The sequence below is a fragment of the Rhizobium sp. 25PS6 genome (assembly GCF_032464655.1).
Taxonomy (GTDB): domain Bacteria; phylum Pseudomonadota; class Alphaproteobacteria; order Rhizobiales; family Rhizobiaceae; genus Rhizobium; species Rhizobium laguerreae.
Genome location: NZ_JAWDIV010000003.1, coordinates 225354 through 240245 on the forward strand (window position 1 = coordinate 225354; position 14892 = coordinate 240245).

Consider the following 14892-nt stretch of genomic DNA (forward strand, 5'->3'; position numbering starts at 1 on the left):
AGGCTCGTCGAGCTCACACGGCTTGACAATGTGCCGAGGCGCGTTGCATTTTCGCCACAATGCGTTGCTTAAAGGTCACGCAAGGGTTTTGGACATTCGCTCCCGATCGAGTCGTTGCGGCGCTGGCTTTTTAAGCCGGCGTTGCTTGGTTTTCGATCGGATGGCGAGGGCGGCAGGTGCCGTCTGAAGAGAGGCCGAATGACGCAGGATGGGGTATCGCCGGCGGCGGCGGGCGAGACGGTGACGACGGTGACCGACCGCCGTGCCCTTTTTGCCGTACCCGGCCTCGTGCTCGCCGGTGGCGCGCTTCTCTGCGCCACGGCCACGCTTTTCGTGCTGCTCGGCCTGACGCCGATCGCCCCGACGTCGCATGTCGTCATCACCTCGGTGATCGTCAATTCCTTCTTTGTCCTGACGCTGCTCGCCTTGATCGGCCGCGAGGTGGCAAGGCTGCTGAAAGCCCGCACCCGCGGCCGTGCGGCAGCCCGCCTGCATATCCGCATCGTCGTGCTCTTTTCGATCGTCGCGATCACGCCGGCGATCCTCGTCGCCATCTTCGCCAGCATCACGCTAAATGCCGGTCTCGACCGCTGGTTTGCCCTGCGCACCCAGTCGATCGTCAGCTCGTCGCGCAATATCGGCCAGGCCTATATGATGGAGAATGCCAGCTACCTGCAGGGGCAGACGGTCTCCATGGCCAACGACCTGGAGCGCAACCGCGCGCTCTACAGTCTCGACAGGACAGGCTTTGCCGATCTGATGACTCGCCAGGCGAGGGGCCGCGGCCTGCTCGGCGCCTTCCTCGTCGAGCGCGACGGCTCGGTGATCGTCCAGGCCGATATCGCCACGGAAAAGCCGCTACCCGCTATTCCCCAGGACGCCCTGGAAAAGGCGGCCGCCGGCCAGCCGACGCTGATCCCGCCCGGCGTCACCAATCTCGTCGGCGCCATCATCAAGCTCGATGCCATCCAGGGCACCTTCCTCTATACGGTGCGCGCCGTCGATCCCAAGGTCATGGGCGCCATGCGCATGATGGAGGAGAACGCCACCGAATACCGCTCGATGGAGGCCAATCGCTTCTCGCTGCAGGTCGCCTTTGCCGTGCTCTATATCGGCTTCGCGCTGATCGTGCTCCTGGCGGCGATTTGGACTGCGATCGCCGTCGCCGACCGCATCGTCCGGCCGATCCGCCTGCTGATCACGGCGGCCGACAGCGTGGCATCGGGCAATATGGACATCGTCGTGCCGGTGCATGCCGTCGACGGCGACGTCGCCAATCTGTCGCGCACCTTCAACAAGATGATCTCGGAAATCCGCACCCAGCGCGACGAGATCCTCGAGGCCAAGGACGAGGTCGATGACCGCCGCCGCTTCATCGAGGCGGTGCTGTCGGGCGTCACTGCCGCCGTCATCGGCGTCGAGCAGGACCGTCGCATCGCCATCGTCAACAGCTCGGCCGAGACGCTGATGTCGCTGTCCGCAGACGAGATGCTCGGAAAGCAACTGGTCGATATCGCGCCTGAGGTCGATCACGTGCTGACCGAGGCTGCGGTGCGTCATCGCGGCGATTTCCGCAAGCAGATCGCGCTGGTCCGCGGCGGCACTGTCAGGACGCTGAGCGTGCAGGTGACCCGCGAGGAAGTGCGCGACATGAGCGAGTCCTACGTGATCACGCTTGACGACATCACCGATCTCGTCATCGCCCAGCGCTCGACCGCCTGGGGCGACGTGGCAAGGCGCATCGCTCATGAGATCAAGAATCCGCTGACGCCGATCCAGCTGTCCGCCGAGCGCATCCAGCGCCGCTACGGCAAGCAGATCGACCCGGATGACCGGACCGTCTTCGACCAGTGCACGGATACGATCATCCGCCAGGTCGGCGATATCGGCCGCATGGTCGACGAATTCTCCGCTTTCGCCCGCATGCCGAAGCCGACCAAGGAGCCGAGCGACCTGCGCAATATTCTGCGCGACGCGATCTTCCTGCGCGAGATGGGCAACCATCACGTTACCTTCGAGCAGGATTTCGGCGACCAGCCGCTGGAGGGCCTGTTCGACAGCCGCATGCTCGGCCAGGCTTTCGGAAACCTCATCAAGAATGCCGTCGAATCGATCGAGGCCGTTCCGAGCGACGAACGGGACGAACGCAAGGTTCTCGTCCGCGCCGCACTCGATACCGGCCGCGACCGCTTCACCGTCGACGTGATCGACAATGGCCGCGGCCTGCCGGTGGAGAACCGTCACAGCATTCTGGAACCCTATATGACGATGCGCGAAAAGGGCACCGGCCTTGGCCTCGCCATCGTCAAGAAGATTATCGAGGAACATGGCGGGCAGCTCGAGCTGCATGATGCGCCCGCCGATTTTGACCGGGGGAGAGGGGCCATGATCCGCGTGCATCTGCCACGCCTGGATCCGACGCCTGCTGCCCCCGCAGCCAATGACAAGGAAAGCGTTTATGGCCTCTGATATTCTCGTCGTCGACGATGAGCATGATATTCGCGAGATCGTTTCCGGCATTCTCTCGGACGAAGGGCACGAGACGCGCACGGCCCACGACAGCGACAGCGCGCTGGCGGCGATTTCCGATCGCGTGCCGCGGCTGATCTTCCTCGATATCTGGATGCAAGGCAGCAAGCTCGATGGCCTGTCGCTGCTCGACGAGATCAAGACCCGCCATCCGGAGCTGCCCGTGGTGATGATATCAGGCCACGGCAACATCGAGACCGCCGTCTCGGCGATCAAGCGCGGCGCCTTCGATTTCATCGAAAAGCCCTTCAAGGCCGACCGGCTGATCCTGATCGCCGAACGTGCGCTGGAGAATTCCAAGCTGAAGCGCGAGGTCTCGGATCTGAAGCGCCGCACCGGCGATGCGCTGGAGCTGATCGGCACCTCGGTTGCCGTTTCGCAGCTGCGCCAGACGATCGAGAAGGTTGCGCCGACCAACAGCCGCATCATGATCCTCGGCGCGTCGGGCTCCGGCAAGGAGCTGGTGGCGCGGATGATCCACAAGAAGTCGGCTCGCGCCAACGGCCCCTTCGTTGCGATCAACGCCGCCAACATCACGCCCGAACGCATGGAGGTGGCGCTGTTCGGCACCGAGGGCACGCCCGGCCAGGCGCGCAAGATCGGCGCGCTCGAGGAAGCCCATCGCGGCATCCTCTATCTCGACGAGGTCGGCGAAATGCCGCGTGAGACGCAGAACAAGATCCTCCGCGTCCTGGTCGATCAGCAGTTCGAGCGGGTCGGCGGTTCCAAGCGTGTCAAGGTCGATGTCCGCATCATCTCTTCGACCGCCTATAATCTCGAAAGCCGCATCGCCGAGGGTTGGTTCCGCGAGGATCTCTATCATCGCCTCGCCGTCGTGCCGGTGCGTGTGCCCGCACTTGCCGAACGGCGCGAGGACATTCCCTTCCTCGTCGACCAGCTGATGCGCCAGATATCGGAGCAGGCGGGCATCCGTCCGCGCCGCATCGGCGATGACGCCATGGCGGTGCTGCAGGCGCATGATTGGCCCGGCAACATCCGCCAGCTGCGCAACAATATCGAGCGGCTGATGATTCTCGCCCGCACCGACGGGCCGGACGCGCCGATCACCGCCGACATGCTGCCGACCGATCTCGGCGACATGCTGCCGAAGGTGTCCGCCAAGAACGACTATCACATCATGACGCTGCCGCTGCGCGAAGCTCGCGAGATGTTCGAGAAGGATTATCTGATCGCCCAGATCAACCGCTTCGGCGGCAATATCTCGCGCACCGCGGAATTCGTCGGCATGGAGCGTTCAGCGCTGCACCGCAAGCTGAAGTCGCTCGGCGTCTGAATGTATCCGGCGCGGCCGACGCCGCGCCGCGTCCCATATTGCTTTCCGGAAGACCAGGTTTCCCATGCCGAGAATTGCCTATGTGAATGGCCGTTACGTCAAGCATTCCGATGCCAGCGTGCATATCGAGGATCGCGGCTACCAGTTTGCCGATGGCGTCTATGAAGTCTGCGAGGTGCGCCACGGCTATATCGTCGACCTCACGCGCCATCTGAACCGTCTCGACCGTTCGCTTGGTGAGTTGCGCATCGACTGGCCGATGGGCCGGGCGGCACTGACGCAGGTCATTCGCGAGACGCTGCGCCGCAACCATGTCCGCAACGGGCTTTTCTACATGCAAGTGACACGCGGCGTCGCCCGCCGCGATCATGTCTTTCCGGCCGAGGGAACGCCGCCCTCGCTTGTCATCACCGCCAAGAGCACCGATGCCAGGATCATTGCCGCCAAGAACGCCAACGGCATCCGGGCAATCACCCTTATCGACAATCGCTGGGACCGCGTCGACATCAAGTCCATCGGCCTGCTGCCGAATGCCATGGCCCGCCAGCAGGCCAAGGAGGCCGGCGCCCAGGAAGCGATCTATGTCGACGGCGACGGCATGGTGAAGGAAGGGGCGGCGACCAATGTCTGGATCGTCGACCCGGACGGAAGGCTGGTGACGCGCCCGGCCGAAAACGGCATCCTGCGCGGCATTACCCGCACCACCTTGATGGATGTCGGAGCCAAGCTGGGGTTGACGATAGCGGAGCGAAATTTCTCCGTTTCCGAGATGCTCGCGGCCCGCGAGGTCTTCCTCACTGCAGCCACAAGCATTTGTTTTCCGGTCGTTTCCGTCGATGGCCAGGCCATTGCCAACGGTCATCCAGGCAGCGTTTCGCAGAAAGTCCGCGAGGCCTTTTTCGACGTTGCGGAAAAGATTGCGATTTGATACCAAGATTTGCTGGACAGGTGGAATGAGGATGCCACCGGTCTTCGCATGGTGAGGTTGATTGATATTCTACCGGCCAGATCAGGTCGGCAATAAAGAAAGAAGCGGCGCGATGGCGGAACGTTCTCAGAATCTTCAGGACTTATTTCTCAATACTGTTCGCAAGCAAAAGATTTCCCTGACAATCTTTCTGATCAACGGCGTGAAACTCACGGGCGTTGTTACGTCATTTGACAATTTTTGTGTTCTTCTTCGCCGTGACGGCCATTCGCAGCTCGTGTATAAGCATGCGATATCGACGATCATGCCTGGCCAGCCCATGCAGATGTTCGAGAGCGAAGAAGCCGCGTCCTAACAGGATCAGCCGTCATTTCGACACGCGATACCAAGAACGGTTCGATCATCCCTGAGGCCGCCAAGCACAGGGACGATATGCGCGCGACTGTCGTCGTGCCGGTTCTGAAATCGCGCAGTCGCGGCGGGCAGGGTGAATCAGCCTCGACCCGCACGCCGGAAAGCCGGCTCGAAGAGGCGACGGGCCTTGCCCAGGCGATCGATCTCGATGTCGTCAATGGATCGATCGTCCCGGTCAATGATCCGAGACCGGCTACGTTGCTTGGCACCGGCAAGATCGAGGAGATCAAGGCGCTGCTCGACGAGCGCGATTCCGGTCTCGTCATCGTCGATCATCCGTTGACGCCGGTGCAGCAGCGCAACCTCGAAAAGGAATGGAACGCCAAGGTCATCGACCGGACGGGCCTTATCCTCGAAATCTTCGGCCGCCGCGCCTCCACCAAGGAAGGCACGCTGCAGGTCGACCTCGCCCATCTGAATTATCAGAAGGGCCGCCTGGTGCGAAGCTGGACCCACCTTGAACGCCAGCGCGGCGGCGGCGGCTTCATGGGCGGCCCCGGCGAAACCCAAATCGAAGCCGACCGGCGGATGCTGCAGGACCGCATCATCAAGCTCGAACGCGAGCTGGAGCAGGTCGTGCGCACCCGCCAGCTCCACCGCGCCAAGCGCCGCAAGGTGCCGCATCCGATCGTGGCACTGGTCGGTTACACCAATGCCGGCAAGTCGACGCTCTTCAACCGCATCACCGGCGCCGGCGTGCTGGCTGAAGACATGCTCTTTGCAACCCTCGACCCGACCCTTCGGCGCATGAAGCTGCCGCACGGCCGTACCGTCATCCTCTCCGACACCGTCGGCTTCATCTCCGACCTGCCGACCCATCTGGTCGCCGCCTTCCGGGCGACGCTGGAAGAGGTGCTGGAAGCCGATCTCATCCTGCATGTCCGCGACATGTCCGATGCCGATAACCAGGCGCAGAGCTCCGACGTGATGCGCATCCTGAACGATCTCGGCATCGACGAGGCCGAAGCCGAAAAGCGGCTGATCGAGGTCTGGAACAAGATCGACCGGCTGGAGCCCGAGGTGCACGACACCATGGTGCAGAAATCGGCCGGGGCGAGCAACGTGGTCGCGGTTTCCGCGGTCAGCGGCGAGGGCGTCGACACGCTGATGGAGGAAATCAGCCGCAGATTGTCAGGCGTGATGACCGTGGCAACGATCCGCCTTCCTGTCGACAAGCTGGCGCTGCTGCCCTGGCTTTATGACCATGCGATCGTCGACAGCCGCGAGGATAATGAAGACGGCACGATCACGCTCGATCTGCGCCTCTCCGAAACCGAGGCAACCGAACTCGAACGCCGCATCGGCAATGGTCCGAAGTCTGATAAGGAAGACTGGGAGCGGTAATCGCCCCTTTAAGGATGTGCTTTCGCCTCCCTTTATAAGCTCAGCTCAATCGGCGTAACGGGCAGCCGATCGAATACCGTATGGTTTGACTGGGCTGAGAGGAAGCAAGAGCGCTGCCACATCCCCCTTCTCCCCAGCGGGGAGAAGATGCCGGCAGGCAGATGAGGGGGGTGAGCGACGACAGGAGCGAATGCGCTGAGCGCAAGCGAAGAGCACAATGAAGGCGTGCCGCGCGGCCCCCTCATCCGACCCTTCGGGCCACCTTCTCCCCGCTGGGGAGAAGGGGAGCAAGCCCAGCCCCGCTCTAACTCTGTTCCTTTGAAATGCTCAGGGAAAACTCACTCAGCGCTGGACGTCACAGCCCTTTCAATCGCCTTCGCCGCCTGCCAGATTTCCTCCATCCGCTCCAGCGTCGCAGCTTCCAGCGTCTCGCCTTCTGCCTCAAGAACTTGTTCTATATGGCTGAAACGACGCCGGAATTTGGTATTCGTTCCGCGCAGCGCCTGTTCCGGATCGGCCTTCACATGCCGGCCGATATTGACGACCGCGAAGATCAGGTCGCCGAGCTCGTCGCTGACCTTTGCCTGATCGCCTTCGCGAAGGGCTGCCCGCAACTCACCGATCTCCTCCTCGATCTTGTCGAGGATCGGCTCGGGCGCTGACCAGTCGAAGCCGACCTTGGCGGCGCGTTCCTGCAGCTTCAGGGCTTCCGTCAGAGCCGGGAAGCTGCGCTGCACGGACCCGAGGAAGCCGCTGTTGAAGTCCTCGGTGATGCCGCGCCGTGATCGCCGCTCGGCGCGCTCGCGTTTCTCCGCCTGCTTGATCTCGTCCCATTGTCTCTTCACCGCGTCCGGGGTATCCGCCGCAGAGCGGGCAAAGACGTGCGGGTGGCGACGGATCATCTTGGCGGTGATGGCGTTGACCACGTCGCCGAAGGAAAATTCGCCGGCCTCCTCGGCCATGCGTGCGTGAAACACCACCTGCAGCAGCAGGTCGCCCAACTCGTCGCAGAGATCGTCCATATCGCCGCGCTCGATCGCGTCGGAGACCTCATAGGCCTCCTCGATCGTATAGGGCTTGATCGTCTCGAAGTTCTGCTCGATGTCCCAGGGGCAGCCGGTTTCGGGGTGGCGCAGCGCCGCCATGATCTCGATCAGCCGCGAAATGTCTTTGGAAGGTTCCATGTTGCCTCGGTTCAGCAGGCTTCAGTTCAATGGCCTCAGTTCAGCGGCCCTCAATTCAATGGAATGTCGTTGACGCTCTTCGACGACTGGTAACTGGTCGACAGCGCGTCGTAGCGCGCCTTGATGCGGGAGGTCTGCGCCTTCAGCGCGGTCTTCAGCATAGCCTCTTCGGTCTCGACGAGATCGGCAATGGCATAGCTGTTCCAGAAGGCGTTTTGCCTGCGGTAGCCGCTTGGTTCAAGCCCGAAGACCTCCTTCAGGATCTTCAGGTCGTGCGGAATGGCGAAGGCGTCGCGGGAATCCTCATGGCTGAAGAAATAGTAGAAATTGTCGAAGCCGGCCCAGGTGATCGCCGACATGCACATGGTGCAGGGCTCGTGCGTCGAAAGGAAGATCAGATCCTTGGTCGGCGGCTTGTCGCCAAGCTCGTAGAAGCGCTTCAGCGTGTGCACCTCGCCGTGCCATAGCGGATTGTCCAGCTCGTTATTGGTCTCGGCGACGACGAGCGAAAGATCGGATTTCCTTAAGATCGCCGCACCGAACACCTTGTTGCCAAGCGAAACGCCACGCTCCGTCAGCGGCAGGATGTCGTCTTCGATGACCGAAAGCAGGCGGGAGGCAATGGTCTTATCAGGCATGAGGGCCCTCCAGTTTTCCTCAGTCTATCGCCTTGGCGGCGCGAGCGAAATGCGTCAAGCGCCGGTGGACGTCTTTTGCCACAGGCTTTATACTGCGCTGCAGCAAGCGGACTGAGAAATATGCGGCTTTTTGGCAGCACGGGTGACTTTTCTCAAATCATTGACAGCACGAGCAAAAGAATACCCGCTAACTGAGGCTTTCGAATTTCTGTTTCTTCAATCCCTTGTCGATCAAGGGCATATTCCGGCAACCTCGAAGTGGATTAATGATGCCTCCCAAGACTGAACAGCTTTCGGTATTTCCCGCCTTCTTTCGCGTGGAAGGCCAGAAGACGGCTGTCTTCGGCAATGGCGACGAAGCTTTCGCCAAGGTGCGCCTGCTGCTGAACACGAAGGCGCGGATTGTCGCCTATGCCGACCGGCCGGAAGCCGATTACCACGCCTTCCTGATCGCCAACCGTATCGAGACCGTGCGCGCTGCCTTCGCAGCAGAACAGGTCGAGGGTTCGGCGCTCGTCTTCGCCGCAACCGGCAATGAAGCCGACGACCGCAGCATCGTCGATGCCGCCCGCGCCGCCCGAATTCCGGCCAATGCCGTCGATCAGCCCGATTACTGCGATTTCTTCACGCCGGCACTGGTCAACCGCGCCCCCGTCGCCGTTGCGATCGGCACTGAAGGGGCAGGGCCGGTTCTGGCGCAGATGATCCGCGCCCAGATCGACCAGCTTCTTTCGCCCTCGCTCGGCCGCCTTGCCGGGTTGGCAACGAGCTACCGCAAGGCCGTCGAACAACTGGTTCCGAGAGGCGTCTCCCGCCGGGTCTTCTGGCGTCGTTTCTTCTCCGGCGCCGTTGCCGATGCGGTCGCCAACGGCAACCTTCCGCAGGCCCACCATGCTGCCGATCGGCTGCTGCACGCGATGGACAAGGTCGCAGGCCACGTCTGGCTGGTCGGCGCCGGTCCGGGTGCCGAGGATCTGCTGACGCTGCGGGCCCAGCGCGTGATGATGGAAGCCGACGTCATCGTCTATGACGCGCTCGTGCCGCAGGCGATCGTCGATATGGGCCGCCGTGATGCCGAGCGGCTTTCCGTCGGCAAGCGCAAGGGCTGCCACTCGAAGTCCCAGGAAGAAATCAACGACCTGCTGGTCGATCTCGGCCGCCAGGGCAAGCGGGTCGTGCGCCTGAAATCCGGCGATCCGCTGGTCTATGGCCGGGCAGGGGAAGAGATGGCCGCACTGCGCGCTGCCGGCGTCACCTATGAGGTCGTGCCTGGTATCACCTCGGCTTTCGCCGCCGCTGCCGATTTCGAGCTGCCGCTGACGCTGCGCGGTGTTGCTTCCTCGCTGGTCTTCACCACAGGCCATGATCTCACAGGCGACGTGCTGCCCGACTGGGCAAGCCTTGCCGTTTCCGGCGCGACGATCGCGGTCTATATGGGCCGCACGGTTGCTGCCTCCGTCGCTGAGCGGCTGATGCAGGCGGGCATTCCCGCCGAAACCACCGTCGCCGTCATCGAAAATGCCAGCCGCACTGAGCGGCGCCTGCTGCATGGCACGCTCGCCGATCTGCCTGATCTGCAGCGCCGCGACGAGCTGACCGGGCCTGTCATGGTCATCATCGGCGATGCGGTCGCCGGCGCCAATTTCGAACTGTCCGAGCCACTGGTGCGCGCAAATGCCCGGCTCGAGGAACTTGCAAGGAGCTGAATATGGGTGACAAGGTTCTGACCGCCAACCGGCTGACGGACGGCATTGCCGTCTGGCTGGATGCGAACGGCAAGTGGTCCACCTCGCTGCAGGAGGCGCTCGTTGCCCGTCATGCCGAAGCCGTTGCGGCGCTGGAGGCGATCGGCAAGAAATCCTATGCCGACAACGAGGTCGTCGACGTCGCCGTCGTCGACGTTCAGGAAACCAACGGCATTCTCTGGCCGCTTCGCCTTCGCGAGCGCATCCGCGCACAGGGCCCGACCATGGAATATGCCCCGGGCTACGCTCCTGCCGATCCCGAATTCATTGCAGTCTGAGGAAGACGATGTACCGTTACGACGAATTTGACCATGCCTTTGTTACCGAGCGCGTCGAGCAGTTTCGCGATCAGGTCCAGCGCCGCCTTTCCGGCGAACTCGCCGAGGATGCGTTCAAGCCGCTGCGCCTGATGAACGGCGTCTACCTGCAGCTCCACGCATACATGCTGCGCATCGCCATTCCCTATGGCACGCTGAGTTCGCGCCAGCTGCGCATGCTCGCCCATATCGCCCGCACCTATGACCGCGGCTACGGCCACTTCACCACGCGCCAGAACCTGCAGTTCAACTGGCCGAAACTGTCCGATATTCCAGATGCGCTTGCCGACCTTGCCAGCGTCGAGATGCATGCGCTGCAGACCTCCGGCAACTGCATCAGAAACGTCACGGCCGATCACTTCGCGGGTGCCGCCGCCGACGAGGTCGCCGATCCGCGTCCTTACGCCGAAATCCTGCGCCAGTGGTCGTCGGTCCACCCGGAATTCTCCTTCCTGCCGCGCAAGTTCAAGATCGCCGTCACCGGCGCCGAGCGTGACCGCGCCGCAATCCAGGTCCATGATATCGGCCTGCATGTGAAGAAGAACGACAAGGGCGAAATCGGTTTTGCCGTCTATGTCGGCGGCGGCCAGGGCCGTACGCCGATGATCGCCAAGCTGATCCGCGACTTCCTGCCCGAGGAAGACCTGCTCTCCTACACCACGGCAATCGTGCGCGTGTACAATCTGCACGGCCGCCGCGACAACAAGTACAAGGCCCGCATCAAGATCCTCGTGCACGAAACCGGCACCGAGGAGCTGACGCGCCAGGTGGAGGCCGAATTCGTCGCGCTGAAGGATACCGAGCTCAAGCTGCCGGAAAAGGACGTCCAGTCGATCGCTGCCTATTTCGCGCCGCCTGATCTGCCCCAGCGCGCCGAAGGCTGGGAAAACCTCGCCCGCTGGAAGAAGGCTGATTCCGGTTTCTCCCGCTGGGTCCAGCAGAACGTGCAGCCGCACAAGAACCCCGACTACGGCATGGTGACGATCTCGCTGAAGCCGATCGGCGGCATTCCGGGCGATGCCTCGGATGCGCAGATGGATGCGATTGCCGATCTCGCCGAGGAATATGCCTTCGACGAAATCCGCGTCAGCCATGAGCAGAACCTGATCCTGCCGCATGTGGCACTTGCCGATCTCGAAGCCGTCTATCGCGGCCTCGTCGCCATCAATCTCGCCGAAGCCAATGCCGGCCTGATCACCGATATCATTGCCTGTCCCGGGCTGGACTACTGCGCGCTGGCCAATGCACGCTCGATTCCGCTGGCGCAGGAAATCTCGCGGCGTTTCGGCAATGCCGAACGTCAGGCAGAGATCGGCGAACTGAAGATCAAGATCTCCGGCTGCATCAATGCCTGCGGCCATCACCATGTCGGCCATATCGGCCTGCTCGGTGTGGAAAAGAAGGGCGCCGAACTCTACCAGATCACGCTCGGCGGCTCCGGCGACGAACATACCTCGATCGGCGAAATCATCGGCCGCGGCTTCGAGCCGGACCGGGTGACCGACGCGATCGAGACGATCGTCGACACCTATCTCGGCCTGCGCCTCGATCCATCCGAGAACTTCCTCGCCGCCTATCGCCGCGTCGGACCGCAGCCTTTCAAGACCGCGCTCTACGGCGCGACGGCCGAAGCGGCATAAGGAGGGGATGATGACGAAGATCTGGAGAGAAACCGGTTTTGTCGAAAACGATCCCTGGGTGATCGAGACCGACGAGGTGAAGGCGTCCGAAGAGCAGAAGCCGCTGCTTAGTCTCGACGAACTGATCGCCAAGGCCGACGAAAGCAACGATGTCGGCCTCGGCGTGCTGATCAAGCCGGCCGACGACGTGCGCCGGCTGGAGCCCTATCTCTATCGCCTCGAAATCATTGCCGTCGCCTTTCCGGCTTTCAACGACGGCCGCGCCTTCAGCCATGCTTCGTTGCTGCGCCAGCGCCTCGGCTACACCAACGAGCTGCGCGCCGTCGGCGACGTGCTGATCGATCAGGTGCCGCTGATGCTGCGCGTCGGCATCGACAGCTTTTCGGTCACCAACGCCACGGCGCTGAAGCGTCTGGCCGAAAACCGTCTTCCCGCCATTCCCCATCATTATCAGCCGGCGGTGCGTGACGCCGAAGCCGGCAAGGGCTATAGTTGGCGCCGTCAGGCGAAGCCGGCCGCATAAGCGGTCGGTCCGCCTTTTTGCGATGGCGGAACGATAGCATGAAGAGATTCGAAGTGGCGGTGATCGGCGGCGGTCTGGCCGGCATGATTGCCGCGATCGCGCTGGCGCGCGGCGGCCGCAGCGTGGCGCTGGTTGCCCCCGTTGCTCCCAAGGAGGACCGGCGCACCACAGCGCTAATGGATCAGTCGATCCGCTTCCTCGACCGCCTGGCGCTCTGGGAAAAGCTTCGTCCCGCAGCCGCCCCTCTCACCAGCATGCGCATCGTCGACGGCACCGACAGGCTGCTGCGCGCGCCGACCACCACCTTCCGCGCGGCCGATGTCGGCCTGGATGCCTTCGGCTACAATTTCCCCAACAGGGCGCTGATCGATATCCTCGAAGAGGCCGCTGCCGGCGAGGGCAATATCAACCGCTTCACCGATATGGCCGAATCGATCGACATCTCAGCCGAAGTGGTCTCGATCACACTTGCCGGCGGCGAGACGCTGTCGGCCGATTTTGCCGTCGGCGCCGATGGCCGCGGCTCGAAGCTGCGCGAAACATCGGGCATTACCGTGCGCAACTGGTCCTATCCGCAATCGGCCATGGTGTTGAATTTCGCCCATTCGCTGCCGCACCAGAATATCTCGACCGAATTCCACACCAAACACGGCCCCTTCACCCAGGTGCCGCTGCCGGGCAGCCGCTCCAGCCTGGTCTGGGTGCAGGATCCCGCTGAGACTGCGAGCCGCATGGAATTGCCGCTTACCGAGCTCGGCGCCCTCGTCGAGGCGCGCATGCAGTCCATGCTCGGCAAGGTTGATGTCGAGGAGGGCGTCCAGGTGTGGCCGCTCTCCGGAATGATGGCGCATCGTTTCGGCAAGGGACGCATCGCGCTGATTGGCGAGGCCGCCCATGTCTTCCCGCCGATCGGGGCACAGGGGCTGAACCTTAGCCTTCGCGATATCATGGCGCTTGCAGATATCCTTTGCGACAGGGCGGAATTACCGGTGCCGGCCGATGCCGGCGAAAGCTTCGACCGCAAACGCCGCGCCGACATCATGACGCGCACGGCCAGTGTCGATCTTCTCAACCGCTCGCTGCTTTCGGATTTCCTGCCCGTCCAGATGCTGCGCGCTGCCGGCCTGCATATCCTCTCGGCCATACCGCCGCTGCGCAATATCGTCATGCGCGAGGGCATCGAGCCCGGCCGCGGCTTCCGCGATATTCCCGATGCGCTACGGGAAAAGCTGAAGCGGAAGAAGGCCTGATCGGATCACGATCAGCCAGAGCGAAACAGTCACCACCGAAAACACCGTGGTGATCAGGATCGTCGCCGAGGCGCGCTCCTGCCAGACGCCATATTGCTGGCCGATGACGAAGACGTTGGTCGCCGTCGGCAGTGAGGCGAGCAGCACGGCGGCCTGGATCCACACCGGCTCGAAACCCCCAATCGCCGTCAGCGCAACGAAAACCGCGATCGGATGCAGGATCAGCTTCGCCGGCACGATATAGGAGATTTCTGCCGGGATCCGCTTCAGCGGCCGCAGCGCCAGCGTCACGCCCATGGCAAAGAGCGCGCAGGGAGCCGCCGCCTGGGCGAGATAGTCGACGAGGCGCTGAAACGCCAGCGGCTGGTCGAGATGCAAGGCAGCCACGGCAAAGCCAAGCGTCGTCGACAGGATGAAGGGATGCAGGCCGACTTTCCGCACGATGTCGGCGATAAGCCGGCTGGCTGAACGCTTGTCGTCGCCAGCCGCTGCCATCAGTGCCGGCGCCACGACGAAATGCAGCGCGTTTTCGAAGCAGATGATCAGCGCCACCGGCACCGCCGCGCCTTCGCCGAGCGCCAAGAGCGCCAGGCCCGGTCCCAAATAGCCGATATTGCCGTAGGCGCCGGCAAAGGACTGGATGGTGCAATCGGCAAGCGAATTGCCGCGCAGCAGGCGGCCGATGGCGAAAAGCAGGATGAAGACTGCATAGGTCGCCGCAATATCGGTGGCGATGAAATCGACGCGGCTCAGCTCTTCGATCGGCGTGCGCGAGACGAGCTTGAAGAACAGAGCGGGCAGGGCGGCATAGATGATGAAGGTGTTCAGCCAGCCGAGCGCTTCGGTAGGCTGCTTCGTCGCCTTGGCGGCGATGTAACCGATGAGGATCAGGCCGAAGAACGGCAATAGCAGGCTGACGATATCGGCCAAGAGGTCTTCCAGGATGTGGGGATGATCGGCGGGTCAGGATCTGACTTAAGCAATTCCAGCAAAAGTGTGTAGTGGTTTAGCGTTCGGAATTGCTCAAAAAACAAACCAGTAGAGCGTGGACTCATTCACGCGATGAGTACACGCTCCAAGATCCCA

The 14892-nt window shown here is 62.6% G+C and carries 13 protein-coding genes; 10 read left to right on the forward strand and 3 right to left on the reverse strand.

Going from position 1 to position 14892, the window contains the following annotated elements:
• The first annotated feature begins 198 nt into the window (after positions 1 to 198).
• From RWK44_RS05800 to hflX, 5 genes are all read left to right on the forward strand, one after another.
• On the forward strand, positions 199 to 2469 hold the full coding sequence (locus RWK44_RS05800; RefSeq protein ID WP_017960313.1) for a sensor histidine kinase NtrY-like: 2271 nt from the start codon (positions 199 to 201) through the stop codon (positions 2467 to 2469).
• Complete coding sequence (gene ntrX, locus RWK44_RS05805) at positions 2459 to 3823, forward strand: nitrogen assimilation response regulator NtrX (RefSeq protein WP_011651865.1); 1365 nt, start codon at positions 2459 to 2461, stop codon at positions 3821 to 3823. The genes RWK44_RS05800 and ntrX overlap by 11 nt, the downstream gene beginning before the upstream one ends.
• Positions 3824 to 3887: 64 nt before the next feature.
• Entirely contained in the window at positions 3888 to 4751 is an 864-nt protein-coding gene (locus tag RWK44_RS05810) for a D-amino-acid transaminase (protein ID WP_131663962.1), read from the forward strand.
• A 112-nt stretch (positions 4752 to 4863) separates the two neighbouring features.
• The gene (hfq, locus tag RWK44_RS05815; RefSeq protein ID WP_003539403.1) at positions 4864 to 5106 is read left to right on the forward strand and encodes an RNA chaperone Hfq; all 243 of its coding nucleotides are present in this window, start codon (positions 4864 to 4866) and stop codon (positions 5104 to 5106) included.
• 77 nt (positions 5107 to 5183) lie between these two features.
• Complete coding sequence (gene hflX, locus RWK44_RS05820) at positions 5184 to 6509, forward strand: GTPase HflX (RefSeq protein ID WP_131642299.1); 1326 nt, start codon at positions 5184 to 5186, stop codon at positions 6507 to 6509.
• 338 nt (positions 6510 to 6847) lie between these two features.
• On the opposite strand, the gene mazG is transcribed toward hflX, so the two are convergent.
• Positions 6848 to 7693 carry a nucleoside triphosphate pyrophosphohydrolase gene (mazG, locus tag RWK44_RS05825; protein ID WP_168281842.1) on the reverse strand — a complete coding sequence of 282 codons (846 nt, stop codon included), beginning with the start codon at positions 7691 to 7693 and terminating at the stop codon, positions 6848 to 6850.
• Between the two features lie 50 nt (positions 7694 to 7743).
• Entirely contained in the window at positions 7744 to 8331 is a 588-nt protein-coding gene (locus tag RWK44_RS05830) for a deaminase (RefSeq protein ID WP_168281844.1), read from the reverse strand.
• A 269-nt stretch (positions 8332 to 8600) separates the two neighbouring features.
• On the opposite strand from RWK44_RS05830, the gene cysG reads away from it, so the two are divergent.
• The 5 genes from cysG to RWK44_RS05855 are packed head-to-tail and all read left to right on the forward strand — an operon-like array spanning position 8601 to position 13806.
• Positions 8601 to 10037, forward strand: coding sequence for a siroheme synthase CysG (gene cysG, locus RWK44_RS05835; RefSeq protein WP_168281846.1), 1437 nt, complete (start codon positions 8601 to 8603; stop codon positions 10035 to 10037).
• 2 nt (positions 10038 to 10039) lie between these two features.
• Positions 10040 to 10354: a DUF2849 domain-containing protein gene (locus tag RWK44_RS05840; RefSeq protein ID WP_011651871.1), complete on the forward strand. Its 315-nt coding sequence runs from the start codon at positions 10040 to 10042 to the stop codon at positions 10352 to 10354.
• Positions 10355 to 10362: 8 nt separating this feature from the next.
• Entirely contained in the window at positions 10363 to 12033 is a 1671-nt protein-coding gene (locus RWK44_RS05845) for a nitrite/sulfite reductase (protein WP_131663966.1), read from the forward strand.
• A gap of 10 nt (positions 12034 to 12043) precedes the next feature.
• Positions 12044 to 12556 carry a DUF934 domain-containing protein gene (locus RWK44_RS05850; protein ID WP_131642305.1) on the forward strand — a complete coding sequence of 171 codons (513 nt, stop codon included), beginning with the start codon at positions 12044 to 12046 and terminating at the stop codon, positions 12554 to 12556.
• 38 nt (positions 12557 to 12594) lie between these two features.
• Positions 12595 to 13806, forward strand: a complete 1212-nt coding sequence (locus tag RWK44_RS05855) for a UbiH/UbiF family hydroxylase (protein ID WP_316028527.1) — start codon at positions 12595 to 12597, stop codon at positions 13804 to 13806.
• Here RWK44_RS05855 and RWK44_RS05860 read toward each other — a convergent pair.
• Positions 13774 to 14736: an AEC family transporter gene (locus RWK44_RS05860; protein ID WP_316028528.1), complete on the reverse strand. Its 963-nt coding sequence runs from the start codon at positions 14734 to 14736 to the stop codon at positions 13774 to 13776. The two genes, RWK44_RS05855 and RWK44_RS05860, sit on opposite strands and share 33 nt — an antisense overlap.
• Positions 14737 to 14892 lie beyond the last annotated feature (156 nt).